The sequence below is a fragment of the Streptomyces sp. NBC_00873 genome, assembly GCF_045207415.1.
GTDB lineage: Bacteria > Actinomycetota > Actinomycetes > Streptomycetales > Streptomycetaceae > Streptomyces.
The window spans coordinates 3,429,422-3,454,499 of record NZ_CP108803.1 but is presented as its reverse complement, the minus strand read 5'-3'; the positions used below and the strand labels follow the sequence as shown (position 1 = coordinate 3,454,499).

Sequence of the window (25,078 nt, the reverse complement as noted above, 5' to 3'; positions counted from 1 at the left end):
TCTCCTAGGGGGCGTGCCTGCCGCGGACGCCCAGACCCTCGTCGTCCGAGTCCGTCCACAGGGTGGCGTCGTACGGCGCCTCGGTGATCGTGATGACTCCGTCGACGGGGTCGGTGCCGGCGGTGGGTCCGGGTGGCTGCCGACCGGTGTCGGCCGCGCGCAGCTGCGCAAGGCTCCGCTCCAGCCGTCCGACGGTGCGGACCAGGTCGTCGAGGCAGTGCTGAACAGCAGTCAACTCGTCCTGCAGTGACATGACTTGCTCTCACCTCCGCGGTAGCGGGTGGCAATGCTCATGCGCATGCGAGTGTCGCGCGTCACATCCCCTTTGGGAAGGGAGCGGGCCGCCCCGTCTTTGCCCGGTGCTCCGCCGCACAGGTGAGGTTCGCGGGCCGTGCGCCGTGTCTGCGCCGTCTCGCGCGCGTGGGCACCTTCATTGGATGAGCGGAACTAGTGCGATCAACAGCCAATGCCACCAAGTACGCATCATCTGGTCCATTCGAGTACGGGTGGGCCGGGCCGGCCCCGGAGGTATCAGCCATGTCCCACGTCGCCGTCCCGCGCGGGATGGTCGGAAAGCGCCGCCCGCTCGCGCTCCTTGTCGCGGGTGTGCTCACGATCCCCGCGCTCGCCGGGTGCGGCAGCTCGGACGAGGAGGCCACCGCCGCCATTGCCGTTCCACAGGACGTAGCCCCCGCGGGCCGGGGCCAGGTCGCCGAGGGCGGCACGGTCAACTGGGCGATCGACGCGATGCCCGCGACCTTCAACGCCTTCCAGGCGGACGCCGACGCCACCACCACACGCATCACCGGGGCACTGCTGCCGACGCTCTTCCCGCTCGACGCCAAGGGCACCCCGCAGATGAACCGGGACTATCTGAAATCCGCAAAGGTTGTCGAGAGCGAGCCCAAGCAGGTCGTGCTCTACCGGCTCGATCAGCAGGCGGTCTGGAGCGACGGCCGGGAGATCGGAGCCCCCGACTTCGTCGCCCAGTGGCGGGCGCTGAGCGGCAAGGACTCGGCGTTCTGGACCGCCCGCAACGCCGGCTACGAGCGGATCGAACGGATCGAGCGCGGCGCCAACGACCTGGAGGTCCGGGTCACCTTCGCCAAGCCGTACGCGGACTGGCGCTCCCTCTTCTCCCCGCTGTACCCCAAGGAGATGACTGGCTCCCCGGACGCCTTCAACGACGGAGCGCGGACCACGCTCAAGGCCACCGCAGGACCCTTTCGGCTGCGCAGCGTGGACCAGGGGAAGGGCGCCATCACCCTGGTCCGCGACCCGCGCTGGTGGGGCGGTCAGGCGAAGCTCGACTCGATCGTCTTCCGTGCGGTCAAGCCGCAGGACCGCACCGCGGCGCTGGTCGAGGGCAAGGTCGACGTCGCCGATGTCGACGCGGCGGCGGCGCACCGGATCGTGGCGGCGGGACGGGACAAGGGAGGCAACGGGCAACCGCTCACCCACGGCCCCGGCTGGGAGACCGGCCCGGCCGCGGCGATGCGCTCCTGGGCCGTGGCGCACGGCTCGGACGAGAACGCGGCGGCGGTCGCCCGGGCGGCCAGGGAGAAGACCAGGGCAGCCGCCGAGGTGTACGCCTCCGAGCAGGACGGGCTGCGCGCCTTCGTTCTCCGCAAGTCGCTGGAGCCCGCCTACACCCAGCTCGCGCTGAACGGCGAGTCCGGGCCACTGGCCGACAACCGGGTGCGCCGCGCGGTCGCCCGGGCCCTGAACCGCCAGGAGCTCGCCGACGCCGTACTGAGTCCGCTCGGCCTGCCCGCTGCCCCGCTCGGCAGCCATCTGGCAGTGGCCGGACAGCGCGGCTACCACGACAACAGCGGGGCGCTCGGCGACCAGGACACCGGGGCGGCGCGGGCGCTGCTGGCGGACGCCGGCTGGACCCGGGACGGCGCGGCGAAGAAGCCCAGCGGCACAAAGGCGGGCGGCGAGGGCGAGAAGACGAAGGACAAGGCAGCTGAGGAGAAGAAGGGCAAGGCGGCTGAGGAGAAGGCGGACAAGGCCACGAAGGAAGAGAAGGCCGCGAAGACCGACGGCGACAACAAGCCGGGTGACGGCGAAGGATTCAGCCGCGTCCTCGCCCCCGCTCCGGTCGCCGCCGTCCAGAGCGCCGCACTGCTGCGCCAGGCCGGAACCTTCTCGGACGCGTACGCCGACGCCCGCACCGATACCAGCCCTGCCGAGGGCACCCGGGAGAAGGTCACCGCCCAGGAGCGCGGGCCGGGCGGCGCCGTCGGCGCCTACGCCCCCGCGGGGACTGCGGCTCCGGCGGCCCCGGCCAAGGCCGCCGACTCCGTCCGTGGCCCCCTCGGCAAGGACGGCAAGTCGCTGACCTTGCGTTTCGTCCTGCCGTCCGGACCCGGCTCGGAGTCGCTGCGGACCGTGGGGGACAAGATTTCGGCCATGCTCGATTCGGTCGGCATCGGCACCGAGATCATCAAGGTCTCGGACGCCAGCTACTTCAAGGACCATGTCGCCTCCGGCGACTACGACCTGGCCCTGTACTCCTGGCCCGCCACCGCCTACCCGGCCACCGACGACCGGCCGATCTTCGCCAAGCCGGTCCCTGCCACCGACGGCTCGCTGCTCGTCGAGCAGAACTACACCCGCGTCGGTACGGACCACATCGACCAGCTCTTCGACCAGGCGGTCTCCGAACTCGACGAGGGGGCTGCCCAGGACCTGATGAAGCAGGCGGACGCCCGGATCTGGGCGGCTGCAGGATCGATTCCGCTGTATCAGCGCCCGCAGCTCGTGGCCACCGACAAGAAGCTTGCGAATGTCGGCGCCTTCGGCTTCGGAGCCCCGCACTACCAGGACATCGGTTTCAAGAAGCCGCAAGCGGCAGGATCCCCCGCGAATCGTAAGAAGTAGCAGGTCAGGACCGCAGCGAAAGCTCAGAAGCGGCTCAATTCCCTTGCCCGCCGAGGCACTCGGCGGGCAAGGTCGTGGCTACCTGTTGACCCGGGCAACCAATGCGCGGACGCCCCCCGCACTGCGCATCCCCTCCGGTTCCGAAGTCGCCCAACTGCCGCGTCGAGCCGCCCCCAGCCGGGAGCGTGTCCATGACCGCCGGTGAAATTCACCGGAAGACACGACCACGGGGGCAGAAACACGAAGCGCGAGGGCGATGAGCTGCCACCGCATAGAAGGGCGGGGAGACGCCTCCGGTCCGGAAGGCGGCGGACAGGGGCCCCGGCCGCGCGGCCGGTATGTGGTGTACAGCACCCTCCGGCTGGTCGAGGCCGATTTCCGCTCCTCCGCAGCGGGCGAGCGAAGGGTGGGCAGACCGTCGGACATGTGGCGAACTGAAGGGTTTCGGGTACCTGAGTAGTCGGCTGTGACGAGGCGTTCGGCGAGAACGGCCCGGCCGCGGCCCGCGCAGCCGGCGGCGCGGGTCGCCGTCTGTGAGCGGCTGGTAACCCTTGCCCAGGAAGCCGCCACGGCGACAGGCCCGTACCATGGGGGGTAGCCGTGGCGTGTCCGCCCGGCGGGCGTACGAGGACTTGAGACCGACTGAGACGCCTGATCCCACGATCCGAGAGAAGCGCAAGCCACCCAATGCCCACGCGCCACGACATCCGTAACGTAGCCATCGTCGCCCACGTCGACCACGGCAAGACCACGCTGGTCGACGCCATGCTGAGGCAGGCCGGCGCCTTCGCCGCGCACGCCGCCGAGCACCTCGACGAACGCATGATGGACTCGAACGACCTGGAGCGTGAGAAGGGCATCACGATCCTCGCCAAGAACACGGCGGTGAAGTATCACCCCAAGGACGGCGGGGACCCGATCACGATCAACATCATCGACACCCCCGGCCACGCCGACTTCGGCGGCGAGGTCGAGCGCGGTCTGTCGATGGTGGACGCGGTCGTGCTGCTCGTCGATGCCTCCGAGGGCCCGCTCCCGCAGACCCGCTTCGTGCTGCGCAAGGCGCTCTCCGCGAAGATGCCGGTCATCCTCTGCATCAACAAGACGGACCGTCCCGACTCCCGGATCGCCGAGGTCGTCGACGAGACGTACGACCTGTTCCTGGACCTGGACGCGGACGAGGACCAGATCGAGTTCCCGATCGTCTACGCCTGCGCCCGCGACGGCGTCGCCTCGCTGACCAAGCCGGAGGACGGCACCGTCCCGGCCGACAGCGAGAACCTCGAGCCGTTCTTCAACACGATCCTGGCGCACGTCCCGGCTCCGGAGTACGACGACGAGGCGCCGCTGCAGGCCCACGTCACCAACCTGGACGCCGACAACTTCCTCGGTCGTATCGCGCTCTGCCGCGTCGAGCAGGGCGAGCTGCGCAAGGGGCAGACCGTCACCTGGATCAAGCGCGACGGCACGATGTCCAACGTCCGCATCACCGAGCTGATGATGACCGAGGCGCTCACCCGCAAGCCGGCCGAGAAGGCGGGCCCGGGCGACATCTGCGCCATCGCCGGTATCCCGGACATCATGATCGGCGAGACGCTGGCCGACCCCGAGAACCCGGTCGCGCTGCCGCTGATCACGGTCGACGAGCCGGCCATCTCGATGACCATCGGTACGAACACCTCGCCGCTCGTCGGCAAGGGCGGCAAGGGCCACAAGGTCACCGCCCGCCAGGTGAAGGACCGCCTCGACCGCGAGCTGATCGGTAACGTGTCGCTCCGCGTCCTGGACACCGAGCGCCCTGACGCCTGGGAGGTCCAGGGCCGCGGCGAGCTCGCGCTGGCCATCCTCGTCGAGCAGATGCGCCGTGAGGGCTTCGAGCTCACGGTCGGCAAGCCGGAGGTCGTCACCAAGCAGGTCGACGGCAAGACGCACGAGCCGATCGAGCGCATGACGATCGACTCCCCCGAGGAGCACCTCGGCGCGATCACGCAGCTGATGGCGACCCGCAAGGGCCGCATGGAGACGATGACGAACCACGGTTCGGGCTGGGTCCGCATGGAGTGGATCGTCCCGTCCCGCGGCCTCATCGGCTTCCGTACGGAGTTCCTGACGCAGACCCGCGGTACGGGCATCGCGCACTCCATCTTCGAGGGCCACGAGCCGTGGTTCGGCGAGCTGCGCACCCGCCACAACGGCTCGCTGGTCGCGGACCGCGCGGGTTCGGTGACCCCGTTCGCCATGGTCAACCTGCAGGAGCGCGGTGTCATCTTCACCGAGGCCGGCACCGAGGTCTACGAGGGCATGATCGTCGGCGAGAACTCCCGTGCCGACGACATGGACGTGAACATCACCAAGGAGAAGAAGCTCACCAACATGCGTGCCGCCTCCGCGGACACCACGGAGAACGTGGTGCCGGCCCGGAAGCTGTCGCTGGAGCAGTCCCTGGAGTTCTGCCGCGAGGACGAGTGCATCGAGGTGACCCCGGAGACCGTGCGTATCCGCAAGGTCGTCCTGGACCAGAAGGAGCGCGGCCGCGCCGCGTCGCGCGCCAAGCGCTGACCTGACGCACGTCCGGTTCGAGACCCGGCCCCCCGCACGCTGTGCGGGGGGCCGGGTCTTTCCTTGCCACTTCAGCACTTGTGTGCGACGGGGAATGTGCTTTCGGCTCTACGTTCCCGATTGTGATGTGTGCACTCGTTCCCCATGACACCTGGGAATCTCTCAAATACCTTGTGGTCCAGCGCTCTTGGGTGTCAGACCGAGGTTCGCATAAGCAAGCAAAAATGGGGGAGTGTCCATGAGTGTGGGATACGGCTAGGTGGTCAGCTGGAGCAAGTCGGCGGAGGGCGCCATCAATTGCGCCACGAAGAGCAAGTCCGGCACGGTGCAGCGCGCGGTCCATGCGTGGTGCCCGTAGCGGCTTCGGTTTGAGCGGACCGTAGTTGACGGCCCGGCGTCCGTCCCTGTGAGGGGAGGGGGGCCGCGCCGGTGTCCTGTGCTCCGCGAGGCCGTACGGGCACTTCCGGACGCGGTCGGTCAACTTAGTTTCGTGGCTCGATCGTCCGGTTATCGACCGTCGCTCTCCGAATCGCGTATTAACAGTCCGTTTCAGGGGTGTCTGTCTGGGATCGCTTTGTCCGGATTTCGAGCCGCACGCACGCCTGATGTTGTCAAACCGAGACCCTTTAAGTGTGGTTTACAGCCTGGCTGTACTCAATAGTTGGCTCCATTGAGCTCGGGTCAATGGGTCACGCGCCTTGGGGAGCGCCGACTCACGAGCACACTGGGGTAACTGATCTTCGCCGTCAGGGGTGTCGGCGCGACATCGGTTGCCCCCTCTTGCAGTGAACAAGTGGACTCATGAGGAGGAAACCCATGCGTGGTGCCAACAGCGCCAAGTGGGTCGCGGGGGCGATTGTTATCGCGCTGGCCGCGACCGCCTGTGGTGGCAGCGACAGCGGTGACAAGAAGAACGAGGGTGGTTCCAGCAAGTCTGGCGGCACCTTCAAGATCGGCATCACCGAGCCGGTCGCGATCGACCCGTACAACGCGCAGGAGTCCGAGGGCATCCTCGTCACGGACAACCTCTTCACCGGCCTGTACGAGCCCACGGCCGACGGCAAGGTCATCCCGGCGCTCGCCGAGTCGAAGGAAGTCAGCGACGACGGCAAGACCTGGACTTTCAAGATCAAGGGTGGCACCAAGTTCACCAATGGTGAGCCGGTGAACGCCGAGGCGTTCATCCGTGGTTGGAACCGCGTGGCGCAGAAGAAGTCCGCCTCGGACGTGGCCTACCACCTCGGTGGCATCGATGGCTTCGCCGATGTCCAGGCCGGCAAGTCCGACTCCCTCTCCGGTCTGAAGGCCGTGGACGAGAACACCCTTCAGGTGAAGCTCTCCGCTCCGGACTTCGAGTTCGACACCAAGACCACCCACACCGTGTTCAGCCCCGTGCCGAAGGTGGCGGGTGACGGCAAGAACGCGGCGTTCAACATGGCCCCGATCGGCAACGGCCCCTTCAAGCTGCAGGGCAAGTGGGAGCACAACAAGAAGATCACGCTCGTTCGTAACGACGACTACGGTCTGACCAAGGCGAAGATCGACAAGGTCGAGGTCAGCATTCTGAACTCGAGCAACGGCGTGACCCTTGAGTACCAGGGCTTCCAGTCCGGCCAGTTCGACTGGGCCCGGATGCCGGTTCCGCAGATGCCGGCCGCCAAGGCCAAGTACGAGCCCCAGGGTGAGTGGATCGCGGTTGACGCCAATGGCATGAACTATCTCCTCCCGATCGCCGACAACGGTCCGCTGAAGTCGGCGAAGGCGCGTGAGGCCGTCTCGTACGCGATCGACCGGGACGCCATCATCAAGGGCGTCTTCCAGGGGACGATGACCAAGTCGACGACGATCCTGCCGCCGGCCTTCGCGGACGTCTACACCAAGGACCTCTGCACGTCCTGCATCAAGCAGGACAAGGTGAAGGCCAAGGCGCTCGCCGCCGAGGCCGGCCTGAAGCCGGGCACCACGGTCGACATCGGCTACAACACGGGCGCGGGCCACGAAGAGTGGATCCAGGCCGTTGCGCAGCAGCTGAAGGACGTCCTCGGCCTCAAGGTCAACGCGCAGGGCAAGCCCTTCGCCGAGCTCCTGGCCGACCAGCAGAAGCCGAAGGCGACCGGCATGTACCGCTTCGCCTGGGGCGCGGACTACCCGACGCCGGACAACTTCCTGTACCCGCTGCTCGACACCGCGTCCATCAACAAGGACGCGTCGGGCAAGGTCACCGGTGACAACCGCGCCCGCTACAGCAACAAGAAGTTCGACGCTCTGCTGACCAAGGCCCGTGGCGAGAAGGACCTGGCGGCCCGCAACGAGATCTACAAGGAGGCCGAGAAGGTCGCCATGGACGACGTTGCGCTGATTCCGCTGTGGAACCGCACTCAGCTCCGTCTCGCCAACACCAAGAAGTGGGCGAACCTCAAGATGGACTTCCATGAGGACCCGAACCTCGCCGAGATCAGCCTGAAGTGATCAACCGCCGCTTGTGAATGCGGTGTAACCGGGGGCCGTGGCGTCAAGCTCGAGTTCGGGCTCGCTCGCCACGGCCCCCGACGACCGTCGGGAGCGGTGCGATCCGCCCTCCCGTCCCGACCCCGTCCCCACCCGGGGCGCGGATGGCTGCTCAGGTGTGGCAGTGAGGTAGAAAGGCAAGTCATGGGTAGGTATGTGGCGCGTCGGCTCGGCCAGTTGGTTGTGGTCGTGCTCGGCGCGACGATGGTCCTGTTCGTGTGCCTGTTCGTGCTCCCCGGAGACCCCGTGGGTCAGATCGCGGGCAGCGACAAGGCGCGCGACCCGGCCGTGATCAAGGAGCTGCACGAGCGGTACGGGCTCGACAAACCCTTGGTCGTGCAGTACGGCAATTACGTGGCCAAGCTGGCAAAGGGTGACCTCGGCGAGGACTTCACGCAGGGCCGCCCGGTCACGGAGATCCTGCAGCCGAAGCTGGTGAACACGGGCAAGCTCGCCATCACGGCGATCGTGTTCGACATCGTCATCGGCATGGCCGCCGGCATCCTCGCGGCGATGCGGAGATACTCGGTCTGGGATGTGTCGGTGACGTTCTTCACCACCGCCGCCATCGGTATCCCTACGTTCGTTCTGGGTATGCTGATGCAGAGCATCTTCGTGATCAAGCTGGGCTGGTTCGACCTCCTCGCCGACGGCAGCTTCAAATCGATGATCCTTCCCGCGATGACGCTGGCCATCATCGACGCCGCGCTGGTGGCGCAGCTGGCCCGGAGCGCCATGCTCGAAGTGCTGCGCGCTGACTACGTCAAGACGGCCGTGGCCAAGGGCCTTCCCCGCCGGACCATTCTCACTCGGCACATCCTGCGGAATTCGGTCATCCCGGTCATCACCTATCTGGGCATCTCCTTCGGAACCCTGCTCGGTGGCGCGATCCTCACCGAAACGATCTTCAACTGGGACGGAATCGGGCTCGCGCTGATCCAGGCGATCCAGCAGAACAACAACCCCATCATCGTGGGGGTGGTGACGATCAGTGTGGCGATCTTCGTCGTGCTGAACCTGATCGTCGACCTGCTGTATGCAGCCCTCGACCCGCGCATCCGCCTCTCCTGACCCGGCAGGGTCGTCCCGAACTAGGAGTCACACCATGACTGAGCTCGTCACGGGCACGGAGGAGCCGACGGCGGCCGATCCCGCCGCGGCGGCACAGGGTGCCGAGCCGAATGTCGCGAAGGTCAGCCAGTGGGCCGACATCCGCGCCCGGTTCTTCGCCAACAAGCTGGCAGTTGTCGGCCTGGGCATCCTGACCGTCCTGATAGTGGTGGCGATATTCGCGCCACTTCTCGCCCCCCACGATCCGCTGAAGCAGGACCTGACAGCAACCCTGCAGTCCCCCGGCGGCGCACATCTTCTCGGTACCGATTCCCTCGGCCGGGACCAGCTGTCCCGTCTGATCTACGGAAGCCGCATCGCGGTGATCGTCGGCGTCGCGTCGATCCTGGTCGCCGCCGGGCTCGGCATCATTTTCGGCTCCCTGGCCGGCTACTTCGGCCGGATCACGGACTCGATCATCATGCGCATCGCAGACGTCTTCTTCGCCTTCCCGCTGCTCATCGGCGCCATCGTCATCATCCTGCTGATGGGACGCGGCGTGCTCCCCGTCGTCCTCTCGCTGGGCATCTTCTCGTGGGCCACCTACGCCCGACTGCTGCGCAGCCAGATCCTGTCGGTGCGCGAGATGGACTATGTCCATGCCGCCGCCGCGCTGGGGGCCGGCAAGGCGAGGATCATCCGTAAGCACGTCCTGCCCAACTCGCTGACTGCCGTTCTGGTCTACGCGACCAGCAACGTCGGTATCGCGATCGTCGCGGAGGCCTCGCTCTCCTACCTGGGCGTCGGCGTCAGCCCCGAAGTCGCGGAGTGGGGCAACATGATCGCCGCCGGCAAGGACTTCATGGGCGTCAAGGACTTCATGTGGACCTACCCGAGCATCGCGATCGTGATCACGTGCCTCGGCTTCATCCTCCTCGGCAACGGTCTGCGCGACGCGCTCGACCCGAAGCTCCGGTGAGGTCCCCCCATGAGTCGAACCAATGTGAGCAAGCAGGACGAAGGTGACGGCATGACCACGGTCGACATGGCCACCTCGAGCACCGGGGCGGCCGACACCGCGCCCCTGCTCGAAGTGCGCGATCTGCATGTGGAATTCAAGGTCCGTGACGACATAGCCAAGGCCGTCAACGGAGTCAGCTACAGCGTCAACGCCGGTGAGACGCTCGCCGTGCTCGGCGAGTCGGGTTCCGGCAAGTCCGTGACCGCGCAGGCGATCATGGGCATCCTGGACAGCCCGCCCGGACGTATCTCGCACGGCGAGGTGCTCTTCCATGGCGAGGACATCCTCAAGCTGCCGGAGAGCGAGCGGCGCAAGCTGCGCGGCGCGAAGATGGCGATGATCTTCCAGGACGCGCTGTCCTCGCTGAACCCGGTCCTCTCCGTCGGCTTCCAGCTCGGCGAGATGTTCCGGGCGCACCTGGGGCTCTCCCGCAAGGACGCCAAGATCAAGGCGATCGAGCTCATGGATCGGGTCCGCATCCCCGCCGCCAAGCAGCGGGTGGGCGACTACCCGCACCAGTTCTCCGGCGGTATGCGCCAGCGCATCATGATCGCTATGGCGCTGGCCCTGGAGCCGGACCTGATCATCGCGGACGAGCCCACCACGGCCCTGGACGTCACCGTTCAGGCCCAGGTCATGGACCTGCTGGCGGAGCTGCAGCGTGAGTACAACATGGGTCTCATCCTGATCACCCACGACCTCGGTGTAGTTGCCGATGTCGCGGACAAGATCGCGGTGATGTACGCGGGCCGGATCGTCGAGACCGCGCCGATCGGCGAGCTGTACAAGCGGCCGGCCCACCCGTACACGCGTGGTCTGCTCGACTCGATCCCGCGCCTGGACCAGAAGGGGCAGGAGCTCTACGCGATCAAGGGCCTGCCCCCCAACCTGCTGAAGATTCCGGCCGGTTGTGCGTTCAACCCGCGGTGCCCCAAGGCGCAGGACATCTGCCGCACCGATGTTCCGGACCTGCTGCCGGTCACCGAGCTCGACGGTGGCGAGCTGGTCGGCCGCGGCAGCGCGTGCCACTTCTGGAAGGAGCAGCTCCATGGCTGACCTCAACAAGGCCGATGCGCCCATGGACGCCACGCCGAACGTCACCGAGGTCGAGACGGTGGATGCCGCGACGGCCGAGGAGGCCGTGGCCGCCATCAACGCTCCGGTCGAGCGCGGCGAGCCGATCCTGCAGGTGCGCAACCTGGTCAAGCACTTCCCGCTGACCCAGGGCATCCTGCTCAAGCGGCAGATCGGCGCGGTCAAGGCGGTCGACGGCATCTCCTTCGACCTGCACCAGGGCGAGACTCTCGGCATCGTCGGTGAGTCCGGCTGTGGCAAGTCCACCGTCGCCAAGGTGCTGATGATGCTGGAGACGGCGACCGCGGGCGAGGTCTTCTTCAAGGGCCAGGACATCACCAAGCTGTCCGGGCGCGCGCTCAAGGCCGTACGCCGCAACATCCAGATGGTGTTCCAGGACCCGTACACGTCGCTCAACCCCCGTATGACGGTGGGCGACATCATCGGGGAGCCCTTCGATATCCACCCCGAGGTGGCCCCGAAGGGCGACCGCCGGCGCAGGGTCCAGGACCTGCTGGATGTCGTCGGCCTCAACCCGGAGTACATCAACCGGTACCCGCACCAGTTCTCCGGCGGCCAGCGCCAGCGCATCGGCATCGCCCGCGGCCTTGCGCTCAACCCGGAGATCATCATCTGCGACGAGCCGGTCTCGGCCCTGGACGTCTCCGTCCAGGCGCAGGTCATCAACCTGATGGAGAAGCTGCAGGACGAGTTCAACCTCTCCTACATCTTCATCGCGCACGACCTGTCGATCGTCCGGCACATCTCCGACCGGGTCGGCGTCATGTACCTCGGCAAGATGGCCGAGATCGGTACGGAGACGCAGATCTACGACCACCCGACACACCCCTACACTCAGGCGCTGCTGTCGGCGGTCCCGGTTCCGGACCCGGAGGCCCGCGAGGGCCGCCAGCGGATCATTCTGACCGGTGACGTCCCGTCACCGGCGAACCCGCCGTCGGGCTGCCGCTTCCGCACCCGCTGCTGGAAGGCCGAGGACAAGTGCGCGACGGAGGAGCCGCTGCTGGCGGTCCCCGAGCGCTTCAAGGCCTCGGAGACCGCGGCCGCGCATGAGTCGGCCTGCCACTTCGCCGAGGAGAAGGACGTCGTCGGCGCGGCATGATTCTGCCTCGGCAGACATAACAACGACAGGGCGCCCGGAACACGGTTCCGGGCGCCCTGTCGTGTGCCCGCGCAGTCACTCCGGGCGGTCCCGGCAGGCGTATGTCCAGGTGCCGGACTTCGACCGGGCTGCTGCGGCCGTTCCGGTGACGGGGAAACACGGACGGCCGTAGTGCTGATGCGTTGATCTGTTGATGAGGTGATATTTGGCGCTACGTGCGATGAGGACCGATAAGGAGGCTTTCCATGCGCGGAGCCACACCGGCCAAGTGGGCCGCCTGCGCGGTTGCCGTTGCCCTGACGGCGACGGCCTGCGGCGGGGGCGGCGGTGGTGGCGGGGGTGGCGGCGCCAATGGGATGGTGAGCGCCTCCTGGGGTGACCCGCAGAACCCGCTGGAGCCCGCCAACACCAACGAGGTGCAGGGCGGCAAAGTCCTCGACATGGTCTTCCGGGGGCTGAAGAAGTACGACCCGAAGACCGGTGCGGCCACGAACATGCTGGCCGAAAAGATCGAGTCCACCGACTCGCAGAACTTCACCGTCACATTGAAGGACGGCTGGACCTTCAGCAACGGCGAGAAGATCACGGCAAACTCGTTCGTGGACGCCTGGAACTACGGCGCCCTGCTGAAGAACAATCAGAAGAACGCCTACTTCTTCGGCTACATCGACGGCTACGACAAGGTCCACCCGGACACCGGCAAGGCCTCCGCGGCCACGCTCTCCGGCCTCAAGGTCGTCGACCCCAAGACCTTCACCGTCAAGCTGTCGCAGAAGTTCTCGCTCTGGCCGGACACCCTCGGCTACCCGGCCTTCGCGCCCCTGCCGAAGAGCTTCTTCACCGACCACGCCGCCTGGGTGTCCAAGCCCGTCGGCAACGGCCCGTACACCATCGAGAAGTACACCAAGGGCTCCTCGATGAGCCTGCGCAAGTGGGACGGTTACCCCGGGGACGACTTGGCGCAGAACGGCGGCATCGACCTCAAGGTCTACACGGACAACAACACCGCCTACACCGACCTGGTCGCCGGCAATCTCGACCTCGTCGACGACGTACCGGCCTCGCAGCTGAAGAACGTCAAGGCGGACCTCGGCGACCGCTACATCAACACCCCGGCCGGCATCATCCAGACGATCGCCTTCCCCTTCTACGACAAGAAGTGGGACACCCCCGGAGGCATCAAGGTCCGGCAGGGCCTGTCGATGGCGATCAACCGGGACCAGATCACCAGCCAGATCTTCCGGAAGACCCGCACTCCCGCCTCCGACTGGACCTCCCCGGTCCTCGGCGAGGCGGGCGGCTTCAAGAAGGGGCTCTGCGGTGCCCCGTGCGAGTACAACGCGGCGGGCGCCAAGAAGCTGGTCCAGGAGGGCGGCGGGATCCCCGGCGGCCAGCTGAAGATCTCGTACAACGCAGACACCGGCTCGCACAAGGAGTGGGTCGACGCCGTCTGCAACAGCATCAACAAGGCGCTGGGCAACAACCAGGCCTGCGTCGGCGCCCCGGTGGGCACCTTCGCCGACTTCCGCAGCCAGGTCTCCCAGCAGAAGCTGACCGGACCCTGGCGCGCGGGCTGGCAGATGGACTACCCGCTGATCCAGAACTTCCTGCAGCCGACCTACTACACCAACGCCTCGTCCAACGACGGCAAGTGGAGCAACAAGCAGTTCGACTCCCTGATCGACAAGGCCAACGCCGAGTCCGACAAGGCCAAGGCCGTCTCCACGTTCCAGGACGCGGAGAGGGTCCTCGCCGAACAGATGCCGGTCATCCCGCTCTGGTACCAGAACGGCAGCGCCGGCTACTCGGACCGGATCACCAACGTCTCGCTGAACCAGTTCAGCGTCCCGGTGTACGAGCAGATCACGGTCAAGTAGGACCCGGAAGCCGGGTGGCCGGTGCACACCCCGCACCGGCCACCCGGCTTCCCCATCCCCGAGCAACTGCCCCCGCGACCCCCGGAGCCCCTCATGGGACGTTATGTGATCCGGCGGCTGCTGCAGATGATCCCGGTCTTCTTCGGCACCACGCTGTTGATCTTCCTCATGGTGAACGTGATGGGTGACCCCATTGCGGGTCTCTGCGGCGAGCGCCAGTGCGATCCGGCGACCGCCGCCCGACTCCGCGCGGAATTCGGCCTCGATAAGCCGGTCTGGCAGCAGTACCTCACCTACATGGGCAATGTCTTCACCGGCGACTTCGGCACCGCGTTCAACGGCCAGAAGGTCACCGAGCTGATGGCCACCGCCTTCCCCATCACCATCAGGCTCACCGTCGTCGCGATCGTCTTCGAGATCGTCATCGGCATCAGCCTCGGCGTCGTCACCGGCCTGCGCCGCGGCCGGCCCGTCGACACCACCGTGCTGATCCTGACCCTCGTCGTGATCTCCATCCCGACGTTCGTCACCGGTCTGCTGCTCCAGCTCCTCCTCGGTGTCCAGTGGGGCATCATCAAGCCGTCCGTCTCCCCGGAGGCGCCGGTCAACGAGCTGCTCGTCCCCGGACTCGTTCTCGCCTCCGTCTCCCTGGCGTACGTCACCCGGCTCACCCGGACCTCGATCGCCGAGAACGCCCGCGCCGACTATGTCCGTACCGCCGTCGCCAAGGGCCTCCCCAGGCGCCGGGTCGTCGTCCGGCACCTGCTGCGCAACTCGCTGATCCCCGTCGTCACCTTCATCGGTACGGACGTGGGCGCCCTGATGGGAGGGGCGATCGTCACCGAGCGCATCTTCAACATCCACGGCGTCGGCTACCAGCTCTACCAGGGCATCCTGCGCCAGAACTCCCAGACCGTCGTCGGGTTCGTCACCATCCTGGTCCTCGTCTTCCTGGCGGCCAACCTGGTCGTCGACCTCCTGTACGCCGTACTCGACCCGAGGATCCGCTATGCCTGAGCAGGCGCCGGACGAAGCGATCTCCGCGGGAGGAGCGGGTGCGGGGATGGACCTTGCTGTCGAGGAAGGGGGGACGCTGCAGAAGACCCCGGGCGGCCCCGAAGGGACCGGACCCGCGGAGAAGCCGCGCAGTCTCTGGTCGGACGCCTGGCGCGACCTGCGCCGCAACCCGGTCTTCATCATCTCCGCCCTGATCATCCTCTTCCTGTTGATCATCTCGATCTGGCCGTCGCTGATCACGGACCAGGACCCCCTCAACTGCGACCTGGGCAAGGCCCAGGAGGGCTCCCAGCCAGGCCATCCGTTCGGCTTCGACGGACAGGGCTGCGACGTCTACACCCGTACCGTCTACGGAGCCAGGGCCTCGGTCACCGTCGGCGTCTGCGCCACCCTCGGGGTCTCGCTCCTCGGCGGCATCCTGGGCGGGCTGGCCGGCTTCTTCGGCGGCTGGTGGGACTCGATCCTCTCCCGTATCACCGACGTCTTCTTCGGCATCCCGGTCGTCCTCGGCGGCCTGGTCTTCCTCTCCGTGGTGACCGGCTCCACCGTCTGGCCTGTGATCGGCTTCATCGTCCTGCTGGGCTGGCCGCAGGTCGCCCGTATCGCCCGCGCCTCGGTCATCACCGCCAAACAGAACGACTACGTGCAGGCGGCCCGCGCGCTCGGCGCCTCCAACAGCCGGATGCTGCTCCGCCACATCACCCCGAACGCCATCGCCCCGGTCATCGTCGTCGCGACCATCGCCCTCGGTACGTACATCTCGCTGGAGGCGACCCTCTCGTACCTCGGTGTCGGACTGAAACCACCGGCGGTCTCCTGGGGCATCGACATCTCCGCAGCCTCCCAGTACATCCGCAACGCCCCGCACATGCTGCTCTGGCCCGCCGGGGCGCTGGCGATCACCGTGCTCGCATTCATCATGCTCGGCGACGCGGTGCGCGACGCCCTCGACCCCAAGCTGCGCTGAGGAGCCCGTGCCATGTTGCTCGAAGTGCGCGATCTGCATGTGGAGTTCCACACCCGGGACGGGGTGGCCAAGGCCGTCAACGGGGTCAACTACTCGGTGGCCGAGGGCGAGACGCTCGCCGTGCTCGGCGAGTCCGGCTCCGGCAAGTCGGTCACCGCGCAGGCGATCATGGGGATCCTCGACATGCCGCCCGGGAGGATCAGCGGCGGCGAGATCGTCTTCAAGGGCCGCGATCTGCTGAAACTGAAGGCGGAGGAGCGCCGGAAGGTCCGCGGTCAGCAGATGGCCATGATCTTTCAGGACGCCCTGTCCTCCCTCAACCCCGTGCTCAGCGTGGGGGAACAGCTCGGCGAGATGTTCGTGGTGCACCGAGGGGCGTCCCGCAAGGACGCCAAGCTGAAGGCCATCGAGCTGATGGACCGGGTCCGCATCCCCGCCGCGAAGGAACGGGTCGGGAACTACCCGCACCAGTTCTCCGGCGGCATGCGCCAGCGCATCATGATCGCCATGGCGCTGGCGCTGGAACCGTCGCTGATCATCGCGGACGAACCCACCACCGCCCTCGATGTGACCGTCCAGGCCCAGGTGATGGACCTCCTCGCCGAGCTCCAGCGCGAGCTCAACATGGGCCTCATCCTGATCACCCACGACCTGGGCGTGGTCGCCGATGTCGCCGACTACATCGCCGTGATGTATGCGGGCCGGATCGTGGAGTCGGCCCCCGTCCACGAGATCTACAAGGCGCCCGCCCACCCGTACACCAAGGGCCTGCTCCAGTCGATTCCGCGGCTGGACCAGAAGGGCCAGGAGCTGTACGCCATCAAGGGACTGCCGCCCAACCTGCTGCACATCCCGCCCGGCTGCGCCTTCAACCCGCGCTGCCCGATGGCCCAGGAGATCTGCCGCGGCGAGGTGCCACCGCTGTTCGAGGTGGCCGAACACCGCGAGAGCGCCTGCTACTTCTGGAAGGAGACGCTCGATGCGCGCTGAACAGGGGAGCATGAGCGCGGGCGGCGAACCCATTCTGGAAGTCATCGACCTCGTCAAACACTACCCGCTGACCCAGGGCATCCTGATCAAGAAGCAGGTCGGTGCGGTCAAGGCGGTCGACGGTGTCTCGTTCGAGCTGGCCGCGGGCGAGACCCTCGGCATCGTGGGGGAGTCCGGCTGCGGCAAGTCGACCGTCGCCAAGATGCTCGTCCATCTGGAACAGCCGACGTCCGGCACGATCAAGTACAAGGGCGAGGACATCACCAATCTGTCCGGGCGTGCGCTGAAGGCCGTGCGGCGCAACATCCAGATGGTGTTCCAGGACCCGTACACCTCGCTCAATCCGCGGATGACGGTCGGCGACATCATCGGGGAGCCGTACGAGATCCACCCCGAGGTCGCGCCCAAGGGCGAGCGGCGGCGCAAGGTGCAGGACCTGCTGGATGTCGTCGGCCTCAACCCGGAGTACATCAACCGCTATCCGCACCAGTTCTCCGGCGGCCAGCGCCAGCGCATCGGTATCGCCCGCGGGCTGGCCCTCAACCCCGAGATCATCGTCGCCGACGAACCGGTCTCGGCCCTCGACGTCTCCGTACAGGCCCAGGTCATCAACCTGCTCGACCGGCTGCAGGCGGAGTTCAACCTGAGTTACGTCTTCATCGCGCACGACCTCTCGATCGTCCGGCACATCTCCGACCGGGTGGGCGTGATGTATCTGGGCAGGCTCGCCGAGATCGGTACGGACGAGCAGATCTACGATCACCCCACGCACCCGTACACCCAGGCTTTGCTGTCCGCGGTGCCGGTGCCGGACCCGATGGCGCGCGAGTACCGCGAGCGGATCATCCTGCACGGCGACGTGCCGTCCCCGGCCAACCCGCCCTCCGGCTGCCGCTTCCGTACCCGCTGCTGGAAGGCGCAGGAGCGGTGCGAACTGGAGGTGCCGCTGCTCGCGGTCCCGGCCGTCTTCCGGCTGACGGACACCGCGGCCGCACACGATTCGGCGTGCCATTTCGCGGAGGAGAAGCAGGTGGTGCCGCCGGAGGAGCTGCTGGAGGCGCCGGAGGCGGAGCCCGGGGCGTCGGAGGAGCCGGGCGGGCCCGGTGAGCCGGCTGCACCCGACGACGGCACGGGCAGGGGCGACGGGCCGGCACCCCCGTCCGGAGGCGCGCCACCGCGGCCGGGAAGGCACCCCCGGAGACGTTGACGCACGGGCAACTTGACCGTCACACGTCCGATATACGAACGCGTCAGCATGGACATCGTACGGCCGTGCGGGTGCCGTGAACCGGTCGGGGGGCTGTCATGTCCCTCCGGCCGGTTACCCGTTTCAACCTGCCGACCGAGGGCCGGCTCACGGTACCGACGTGGTTCTTCGAAACTCTCGCCGGAGTGGTGGTGCGGCCGGCCATGGCCCGCAGAGGTTTCCCCGACAGCACACCCCCGCACCCACCGCCCAGGACCGGCGCTACGGCTACCCGCAGCCCGGTGCGTCCGGGCCCCCGCCGCCCTCCCAGCCCCCACGGGCTGGTAGGACCCGCCCGGCCGGTGGAAGGCGTCGAGGGTCTCCCCCCGGGCCTTCGAGCCCGGGGGGAGACCGAGGACGGAACGCCCGCCTACCTGTCCAGCCCCAGTGCCCGCTTCAGGAAGTCCACCTGCAACAGCAGCAGATTCTCCGCAACCTGCTCCTGCGGAGTCATGTGCGTGACCCCGCTCAGCGGCAGCACCTCATGCGGCCGCCCGGCCGAGAGCAGCGCCGACGACAGCCGCAGCGAGTGCGCGACCACCACGTTGTCGTCCGCCAGCCCGTGGATGATCATCATCGGCCGGACCTGGTCCGCGGCCTCGGACAATCCCTCGTCGGTGAGGAGCGAGTTGTACGCGTACACCTCGGGCTGCTCGGCCGGATCGCCGAGATAGCGCTCGGTGTAGTGCGTGTCGTACAGCCGCAGATCCGTCACCGGCGCACCCACCACTGCTGCATGGAAGACGTCCGGCCGCCGGAGCGCGGCCATGGCCGCCAGGTATCCGCCGTACGACCAGCCGCGGATCGCCACCTTGGAGAGGTCCAGCGGGAAGCTTTCGGCGAGTGCGTGCAGCGCGTCCACCTGGTCGTCGAGGCTGAGGGCGAAATTGTTCTTGACCGCCTTCTCCCAGCCGGGTGAGCGCCCCGGTGCGCCCCGGCCGTCCGCGACGACGACCGCGAAGCCCTGATCGGCGAACCACTGCGACGTCAGGTGCGGATTATGGGCGGCGAGGACCCGCCGCCCGTGCGGTCCACCGTACGGATCCATCAGGACCGGAAGCGGACCATCCGACTCCTGATAGCCGGTGGGGAGCAGCACGGCGCACGGAATCCGCCGTGCGCCCCCCTCGGTGAACTGCACCCGGGCCGTCAGAACCGGCTCCTCCGCGTGGTTCGCGACCGTCGCGACCTGCTTGCCGCTCCGGAGCACCCGCACCTCCGTGCCGGGCCGCTCCGGCGACGCCGAGACCAGCACGGTCACCTCGCCCGCCCGGACCGCGGAGTGCACCCCCGCCCCCTCGGAGACCCGCTCCACGCCCAGCTCATTGACCCGGTAGACATGGCTCTGCCCGATCTCCGGCTCCGCCGCGTCCTCGCCCGCCGAAGCCGACACCAGGACGTCCGACTCACCGATGTCCAGGACCGCCTGGATCTGCAACTGTGCCCCGGTCAGTGGACGGTCGCCGACCGCGAGGACCCGCGCCCCGCCCTCGTCCACGATCCGCACGAGCCGCCCGTCCGGCGCCCACGCGGGCACCCCGGGGAACAGGTCCAGCCACACCAGGTCCTCGTCGACGTGAACCGTCCGCGTCGCACCGCTCTCCGTGTCCACCGCGAGGAAGAGCTGACTGCGCTGGTCACGGGCCTGCACCAGGATCAGCGGGGCGCCGTCCGACGACCAGTGCACCTGCGCCAGATACGGATACCGGGCCCGGTCCCACACCACTTCGGTACGGACCCCGTCCAGGTCCGTCACCAGAAGCCGTACCTCCGCGTTGGGCGTCCCCGCCGCCGGGTACGCGACCTCGGCGGGCTTGCCGTCGGGGTGTGCCGGGTCGGCGATCCACCACCGCTTCACCGCACTGTCGTCGACCCTTGCCACCAGCAGCCGGTCCGACTCCGGCGACCACCAGAAGCCGCGCGAGCGCTGCATCTCCTCGGCCGCGATGAACTCCGCGAGACCGTACGAGATGTGCGCGTCCTCCGGCTCCGCGAGCGCCCGGTCCCCGTCACCCTCCGCCCCCACGACGCGCAATGCGCCCTTCGATACGTACGCGACATGGCGCCCGTCGGGCGACGGACGCGGGTCCAGCACCGGGCCCGGTACCGGCAGCGCGCGTGCCGTCCCGGCCCTCAACTCGGCGACGTACACCTTCCCGGAGAGCGCGAACGCCGCCAACTCGGCCGCGGAGTCGACCGCATAGCCGACGATCCCCGCAGACCCCTCGCGGCTCCGCTCGCGCCGCGCCCGCTCCTGCGGGGACAGCTTCTCCGCCGAACCGCCCAGCAGCGCCTCGGGGTCGGCGACGACCCGCTCCTTCGGCGTGGAACCGTCCGCCAGGTCCAGCACCCACAGCCGGTTGGTGCGGTCCGTGCCGGAGGCCGACCGCAGGAAGATCACCCGCTCCCCGTCCGGTGAGACGGTGAACGCCCGCGGAGCACCAAGGGTGAACCCCTGTGTTCTGGCGTGCTGACGGGGAAACGAGAGCTTCTGCGAGGTCATACCCCGAACCCTAGGGCCTGATCGGAGCGGGAACCACGGAACCGGATACGGCGCCCGGCCGTCCGGCCGTGCGCCCCTCGTGCTGCTGTGCCCCGATCAATGCGATGGCACGGATCGTTATGATCCGTAGCGCTCGGTGGGTATGAACCTGCTGGCTCCATGTGTGCTGCCCGTCCCGACCGTACTGATGGAGGTGAACCGCCGTGGCACTCTCGATTTCGGCGGTGGTGCTGCTGGCGATCATCGTCTTCCTGCTGATCCGGAAATCCGGGCTGAAGGGCGGACATGCGGTGGTCTGCATGCTGCTCGGTTTCTATCTCGCAAGTTCGTCCATTGCACCCACCATCTCGGAGCTGACCACGAATGTGGCCGGGATGATCGGCGACATCAAGTTCTGATCCGGGGTCCTTCCGGTCATGCCGGGCTCGCGGGGTCCGGCAGGCGCTGCGACGGGCCCCGGCCCCCTCCGTGGTCGGCCCGCAGGGCAGTCGGCTCGTAGGGTGGGTTCCATGACGGACCTTCCCGCCCGTCGTCTGCTCCTGGTGCATGCGCACCCCGACGACGAGTCGATCAACAACGGCGCCACCATGGCCCTGTACGCGGCCCGGGGCGCCCGGGTCACTCTGGTGACCTGCACGCGCGGCGAGGAGGGCGAGGTCATCCCGCCCGAACTCGCCCATCTCGCGGCCGACCGGGACGACACCCTGGGGGACCACCGCATCGGTGAACTCGCTGCCGCGATGAAGGAGCTCGGGGTCACCGACCACCGTTTCCTCGGCGGACCCGGACGGTTCCGCGACTCCGGAATGATGGGCGCCGAGCAGAATCACCGCCCGGGCGCCTTCTGGAACACGGACGTGGACGAGGCCGCCGGGTACCTCGTGGAGGTGATCCGCTCGGTACGCCCGCAGGTCCTCGTCACGTACGACCCCGACGGCGGGTACGGGCACCCCGACCACATCCAGGCGCACCGCGTCGCGATGCGCGCCGCGGACCTGGCAGCCGACCCCGCGTACCGCGGCGCAATCGGTGCCCCGCACGCCATCGACAAGATCTACTGGAACCGGATGCCGCGCTCCGTCGCCGAGCAGGCCTTCGCGCGGCTGCGCTCGACGGCCCCCGACGCCTTCCCGGGGATCGCTGCGATCGACGACGTACCGGGTGTGGTGAACGACACCTGGATCACCACGGAGATCGACGGTGCCGCCCACGCGGCGGCCAAGACCGCTGCGATGCGGGCACACCGCACCCAGATCGCCGTGGACGGCCCGTTCTTCGCCCTCTCGAACGATCTGGGGCAGCCCGTCTTCACCACCGAGTACTACGAGTTGGTACGCGGAACGTCCGGAGCGCCCGCGGGTGCACGGGAACACGATCTCTTCGCAGGCGTACCGGGCGCACCGGGTGTATCGGGCGTACCGGGCGCATCGGGTGCGGAGGACGCGCCAGGGGCTGAGTCGGGAGCACGGTCATGAGCAGCGGCAAGCAGCGCCGGCCCCGCACCGGCGCCCCGCCCCGGGAGCCCGCGCCCACCGGTCTCGCCGCACCCCTGAACCCGGGCCGCATCGGGGCCTACCTGGGCCTCGCGGTCCTCGGTGCGCTCGTCGGGCTCGCGGGAGCGTTCGTCCAAGCCGCCTGGTTCCCGGGCGGTTTGCTGCTCGCGCTGGTGGCCTGCGCCGGACTGTTCTACGGGGGCCGCATGCTCATCGGGACCCAGATCGGCGCCCTCGCGCCCGCCGCGGGCTGGCTGATTTCGGTCATCGTTCTGCTCGGCGGACGCCCGGAGGGCGACTACGTCTTCGGAGACGAACTGGGGCTCACCCTCTTCATGCTGGGGGGGATGGCCGTCGCTGTGATGTGTGCCACCATGTCGCGGTCGCCCCAACAAGGCGCCGACAACGGCCGACCTGGCAAGTAATGTGCCACGTCCGATCCCGTAATGCCCCCTGTCCGTCCGGGAGGCGCACCGTCGTTTCCCCCGGTCGCGGGGTGTCTGTCGGTGGCGGCCAGTATGGTGGTTCGCGCGCCGAGCCGTCCCCTGGCCCGCGGCATGGGGGAAGTACGGGCGGCGGAGCCAATCGGGAGAACCTGCTTTGAGTCGTGAAACTGACAGTTCGTCCACCGGCCCCCAGGGGCGCGGGGGAGCCGCGTATCCCTCGGGTACGCCGCCGTACGGATCACGCCAGTATCCGTCGCTGCACCCTTCGCAGGACGCCCCGGAGGAGACCCCGGAGCCTACGGATCCGCCTCAGTCCGAAGAGCCGAGGACCGAGACGACGCTGACGACGCGTATCCGGATCAACATCCCCGGCTCGCGCCCCATCCCGCCGGTCGTGATGCGTACGCCGATGAGCGACGCGGACGCCACGCGTGAGCGCACGGGCAGCACACCGCGCCCGGGAGCACCCGCGTCCGGCGGTGCGCCCGGTACGTCGAGCGGGCCGGGTGCATCGGGGGGACCGGACACCGACGCGAGAGACGGCTCCGCGAGCGCGGACCCGAGCGCCGGGAAGCCGGCCAGGGAGAAGAGCGGCGGCGACTGGTTCGCCCCGCGCAAGGCACCGACGAACACGTCGGTGGCCGCCGCTGCGGCCGGCCCGGCCGGCAGTGCCGCCGCCGCCGGATCCGCCGGTGCGGGCGGGGGTGCCGGATCCGGTGCTCCCACCCCGCCGCGCGCCGATCTGCCGTACCTCTCGGACGGCCCGCAGCGCACCGGCGACCAGGGCGCACCCCGCCCGGGCGACGACTCCGCGGTCCCGGGCGGGCCGCGTGCCACGCCGAATCCCGGTGTGCGTACGCCGGGCCCGTCCGGCCCGACGACCGGCCCGGTCACCGGCACCTCGTCCCTGACTCCCCGCCTCGGCGGACCGGACGGCTTCGGCCCCGGCTCCGGCCCGGCAGGTCCGGGTGCAGGCCAGACGCGTCCCGGCGGACCGTCCGCTCCCGGCGCCCCCGGTGGCGTACCCCCGCGGATGTCCGACGACACGGCCGTCCTCACACCGCAGTTCGCACCGCCCGGCCCCGGCGGCCATGTCTCGGGGGAGACGCTCAACAGCGGTATCCCTGTCGTCCCGCCGGAGCACCGCTCGGCGTCCGCCCCGTCCCCGTTCTCGAACGCGGGCGGCCCGGGGGGTCCCGGTCCGCGCGCCGACCTGTCGCCCCGGATCCCGAACGACCCGATGGGCAGCGGACCGGCAGGACCGGGCGGCCCCGCCGCCCAGGCGCCCGCCCCCGCCCGCCCTGCCCCGGCCCCCGCGAAGAAGAAGGGCCGCTCGAAGCCGGTCCTGCTCGGCGCGGGCGTCGTTGTCCTGGCCGGTGTCGCCTACGGCGCGGGGCTGTTGATGAACCACTCCGAGGTCCCCAAGGGCACAACCGTCCTCGGCGTCGACATCGGCGGCGGCACGAAGGAGCAGGCTGTCGCCAAGCTGGACGAGGCTCTCGGCGAGCGCGCCAAGACCCCTCTCCAGCTCTCCGTCGACGGCAAGAACGAGAAGCTCGCCCCGGAGAAGGCCGGTCTCGCGCTGGACAGCGTGGAGACCGTGCGTGGCGCCGCGGGCAGCGACTACAACCCGGTCTCGGTGATCGGCTCCCTCTTCGGCGCCGAGCGCAAGGCCGACCCGGTGATCCCGGTCGACGAGGAGAAGCTCGGGGTCGCGCTGACGGACCTGGCGGGAGTGTCCGGGTCCGCCAACGACGGCACGATCAAGTTCGAGCCCGGCAAGGCCGTCGCGGTCCCCGGCAAGGTGGGCAAGGCGCTGGACGTCAACAGGTCGATGATCTCGGTACGGGACGCGTACCGCGCCCAGGTGCAGACGGGCAAGGCGGCGACGGTCCAACTGCCGGTCACCCCCCGCGAGCCCACCATCGCCCAGGCCGAACTGGACCGGGCGATGAAGGACTTCGCGAAACCCGCGATGTCCGGCCTGATCACGATCAAGGCAGGGCCCAAGCAGATCCAGTTCGGACCGGCGAAGTCGCTGCCGCAGATCCTCTCGATGAAGGCGGTCGACGGCCGGCTGGTCGAGGTCTACGACAAGACCGCGATCGACACCCTCTGTGACGGCGTCTTCGACGGCATCATGATCACCAAGGGTGACGGCAAGAAGCACCAGCTCAGTGCGGACGACGTGGCACACGCCATGCAGACCGCGCTGCTCGGCAAAACCCCCACCGAGCGCACCGCCACCATCGCCCTCGACGGCAACGGATAGCACCACCGAAGCACGGATCCGCATGACGCCGTCCCCCGTTCCGGGG

Annotated in this window: 18 protein-coding genes; 16 read left to right on the top strand and 2 right to left on the bottom strand. The window is 68.4% G+C overall.

Going from position 1 to position 25,078, the window contains the following annotated elements:
• Window positions 1–4: 4 nt before the first annotated feature.
• Window positions 5–253, bottom strand: a complete 249-nt coding sequence (locus OH809_RS15445; protein ID WP_406421843.1) for a hypothetical protein — start codon at window positions 251–253, stop codon at window positions 5–7.
• A 284-nt stretch (window positions 254–537) separates the two neighbouring features.
• On the opposite strand from OH809_RS15445, the gene OH809_RS15440 reads away from it, so the two are divergent.
• The 12 genes from OH809_RS15440 (at window position 538) to OH809_RS15385 (ending at window position 18,279) form a co-directional block, all read left to right on the top strand.
• The gene (locus tag OH809_RS15440; protein ID WP_406421844.1) at window positions 538–2,886 is read left to right on the top strand and encodes an ABC transporter substrate-binding protein; all 2,349 of its coding nucleotides are present in this window, start codon (window positions 538–540) and stop codon (window positions 2,884–2,886) included.
• Between the two features lie 687 nt (window positions 2,887–3,573).
• The gene (typA, locus tag OH809_RS15435) at window positions 3,574–5,445 is read left to right on the top strand and encodes a translational GTPase TypA (protein ID WP_406421845.1); all 1,872 of its coding nucleotides are present in this window, start codon (window positions 3,574–3,576) and stop codon (window positions 5,443–5,445) included.
• A gap of 816 nt (window positions 5,446–6,261) precedes the next feature.
• A complete protein-coding gene (locus OH809_RS15430; protein WP_406421846.1) occupies window positions 6,262–7,914 on the top strand; it encodes an ABC transporter substrate-binding protein in 1,653 nt (550 codons plus the stop codon).
• Between the two features lie 183 nt (window positions 7,915–8,097).
• Window positions 8,098–9,024: an ABC transporter permease gene (locus tag OH809_RS15425; protein ID WP_406421847.1), complete on the top strand. Its 927-nt coding sequence runs from the start codon at window positions 8,098–8,100 to the stop codon at window positions 9,022–9,024.
• Window positions 9,025–9,058: 34 nt separating this feature from the next.
• Window positions 9,059–9,982 (top strand): ABC transporter permease, encoded by a 924-nt coding sequence (locus tag OH809_RS15420; protein ID WP_406421848.1) that lies wholly within the window; start codon window positions 9,059–9,061, stop codon window positions 9,980–9,982.
• Between the two features lie 51 nt (window positions 9,983–10,033).
• Window positions 10,034–11,080, top strand: a complete 1,047-nt coding sequence (locus OH809_RS15415; RefSeq protein WP_406425178.1) for an ABC transporter ATP-binding protein — start codon at window positions 10,034–10,036, stop codon at window positions 11,078–11,080.
• Window positions 11,073–12,221: an ABC transporter ATP-binding protein gene (locus tag OH809_RS15410; protein ID WP_406421849.1), complete on the top strand. Its 1,149-nt coding sequence runs from the start codon at window positions 11,073–11,075 to the stop codon at window positions 12,219–12,221. Before OH809_RS15415 ends, OH809_RS15410 begins: the two co-directional genes overlap by 8 nt.
• 245 nt (window positions 12,222–12,466) lie before the next feature.
• Window positions 12,467–14,098: an ABC transporter substrate-binding protein gene (locus tag OH809_RS15405; protein WP_406515240.1), complete on the top strand. Its 1,632-nt coding sequence runs from the start codon at window positions 12,467–12,469 to the stop codon at window positions 14,096–14,098.
• A 93-nt stretch (window positions 14,099–14,191) separates the two neighbouring features.
• A complete protein-coding gene (locus OH809_RS15400; protein WP_406515239.1) occupies window positions 14,192–15,115 on the top strand; it encodes an ABC transporter permease in 924 nt (307 codons plus the stop codon).
• A complete protein-coding gene (locus OH809_RS15395; protein WP_406515238.1) occupies window positions 15,108–16,082 on the top strand; it encodes an ABC transporter permease in 975 nt (324 codons plus the stop codon). The genes OH809_RS15400 and OH809_RS15395 overlap by 8 nt, the downstream gene beginning before the upstream one ends.
• 12 nt (window positions 16,083–16,094) lie before the next feature.
• Entirely contained in the window at window positions 16,095–17,072 is a 978-nt protein-coding gene (locus OH809_RS15390) for an ABC transporter ATP-binding protein (protein ID WP_406421853.1), read from the top strand.
• Window positions 17,062–18,279, top strand: coding sequence for an ABC transporter ATP-binding protein (locus OH809_RS15385; RefSeq protein WP_406421854.1), 1,218 nt, complete (start codon window positions 17,062–17,064; stop codon window positions 18,277–18,279). The genes OH809_RS15390 and OH809_RS15385 overlap by 11 nt, the downstream gene beginning before the upstream one ends.
• A gap of 409 nt (window positions 18,280–18,688) precedes the next feature.
• Here OH809_RS15385 and OH809_RS15380 read toward each other — a convergent pair whose 3' ends face one another.
• Window positions 18,689–20,821 (bottom strand): alpha/beta fold hydrolase, encoded by a 2,133-nt coding sequence (locus OH809_RS15380; RefSeq protein WP_406515237.1) that lies wholly within the window; start codon window positions 20,819–20,821, stop codon window positions 18,689–18,691.
• A 203-nt stretch (window positions 20,822–21,024) separates the two neighbouring features.
• Between OH809_RS15380 and OH809_RS15375 the strand changes: the two genes are divergently transcribed.
• The 4 genes from OH809_RS15375 (at window position 21,025) to OH809_RS15360 (ending at window position 25,032) form a co-directional block, all read left to right on the top strand.
• Window positions 21,025–21,219 (top strand): hypothetical protein, encoded by a 195-nt coding sequence (locus tag OH809_RS15375; protein ID WP_406421856.1) that lies wholly within the window; start codon window positions 21,025–21,027, stop codon window positions 21,217–21,219.
• Window positions 21,220–21,330: 111 nt separating this feature from the next.
• Window positions 21,331–22,296 (top strand): N-acetyl-1-D-myo-inositol-2-amino-2-deoxy-alpha-D-glucopyranoside deacetylase, encoded by a 966-nt coding sequence (gene mshB / locus OH809_RS15370; RefSeq protein ID WP_406421857.1) that lies wholly within the window; start codon window positions 21,331–21,333, stop codon window positions 22,294–22,296.
• Entirely contained in the window at window positions 22,293–22,739 is a 447-nt protein-coding gene (locus tag OH809_RS15365) for a DUF6113 family protein (protein WP_406421858.1), read from the top strand. Before mshB ends, OH809_RS15365 begins: the two co-directional genes overlap by 4 nt.
• Window positions 22,740–22,914: 175 nt before the next feature.
• Entirely contained in the window at window positions 22,915–25,032 is a 2,118-nt protein-coding gene (locus OH809_RS15360) for a hypothetical protein (protein ID WP_406515236.1), read from the top strand.
• Window positions 25,033–25,078 lie beyond the last annotated feature (46 nt).

Excerpts from the sequence above, each read along its gene's own strand:
- OH809_RS15420 (WP_406421848.1), top strand. The coding sequence starts at position 9,059 with ATGACTGAGCTCGTCACGGGCACGGAGGAGCCGACGGCGGCCGATCCC.
- OH809_RS15400 (WP_406515239.1), top strand. The coding sequence starts at position 14,192 with ATGGGACGTTATGTGATCCGGCGGCTGCTGCAGATGATCCCGGTCTTC.
- OH809_RS15445 (WP_406421843.1), bottom strand. The coding sequence starts at position 253 with ATGTCACTGCAGGACGAGTTGACTGCTGTTCAGCACTGCCTCGACGAC.
- OH809_RS15410 (WP_406421849.1), top strand. The coding sequence starts at position 11,073 with ATGGCTGACCTCAACAAGGCCGATGCGCCCATGGACGCCACGCCGAAC.
- OH809_RS15425 (WP_406421847.1), top strand. The coding sequence starts at position 8,098 with ATGGGTAGGTATGTGGCGCGTCGGCTCGGCCAGTTGGTTGTGGTCGTG.
- OH809_RS15380 (WP_406515237.1), bottom strand. The coding sequence starts at position 20,821 with ATGACCTCGCAGAAGCTCTCGTTTCCCCGTCAGCACGCCAGAACACAG.
- typA (WP_406421845.1), top strand. The coding sequence starts at position 3,574 with ATGCCCACGCGCCACGACATCCGTAACGTAGCCATCGTCGCCCACGTC.
- OH809_RS15440 (WP_406421844.1), top strand. The coding sequence starts at position 538 with ATGTCCCACGTCGCCGTCCCGCGCGGGATGGTCGGAAAGCGCCGCCCG.
- OH809_RS15385 (WP_406421854.1), top strand. The coding sequence starts at position 17,062 with ATGCGCGCTGAACAGGGGAGCATGAGCGCGGGCGGCGAACCCATTCTG.
- OH809_RS15395 (WP_406515238.1), top strand. The coding sequence starts at position 15,108 with ATGCCTGAGCAGGCGCCGGACGAAGCGATCTCCGCGGGAGGAGCGGGT.
- OH809_RS15390 (WP_406421853.1), top strand. The coding sequence starts at position 16,095 with ATGTTGCTCGAAGTGCGCGATCTGCATGTGGAGTTCCACACCCGGGAC.
- OH809_RS15415 (WP_406425178.1), top strand. The coding sequence starts at position 10,034 with ATGACCACGGTCGACATGGCCACCTCGAGCACCGGGGCGGCCGACACC.
- OH809_RS15430 (WP_406421846.1), top strand. The coding sequence starts at position 6,262 with ATGCGTGGTGCCAACAGCGCCAAGTGGGTCGCGGGGGCGATTGTTATC.
- OH809_RS15405 (WP_406515240.1), top strand. The coding sequence starts at position 12,467 with ATGCGCGGAGCCACACCGGCCAAGTGGGCCGCCTGCGCGGTTGCCGTT.
- mshB (WP_406421857.1), top strand. The coding sequence starts at position 21,331 with ATGACGGACCTTCCCGCCCGTCGTCTGCTCCTGGTGCATGCGCACCCC.
- OH809_RS15365 (WP_406421858.1), top strand. The coding sequence starts at position 22,293 with ATGAGCAGCGGCAAGCAGCGCCGGCCCCGCACCGGCGCCCCGCCCCGG.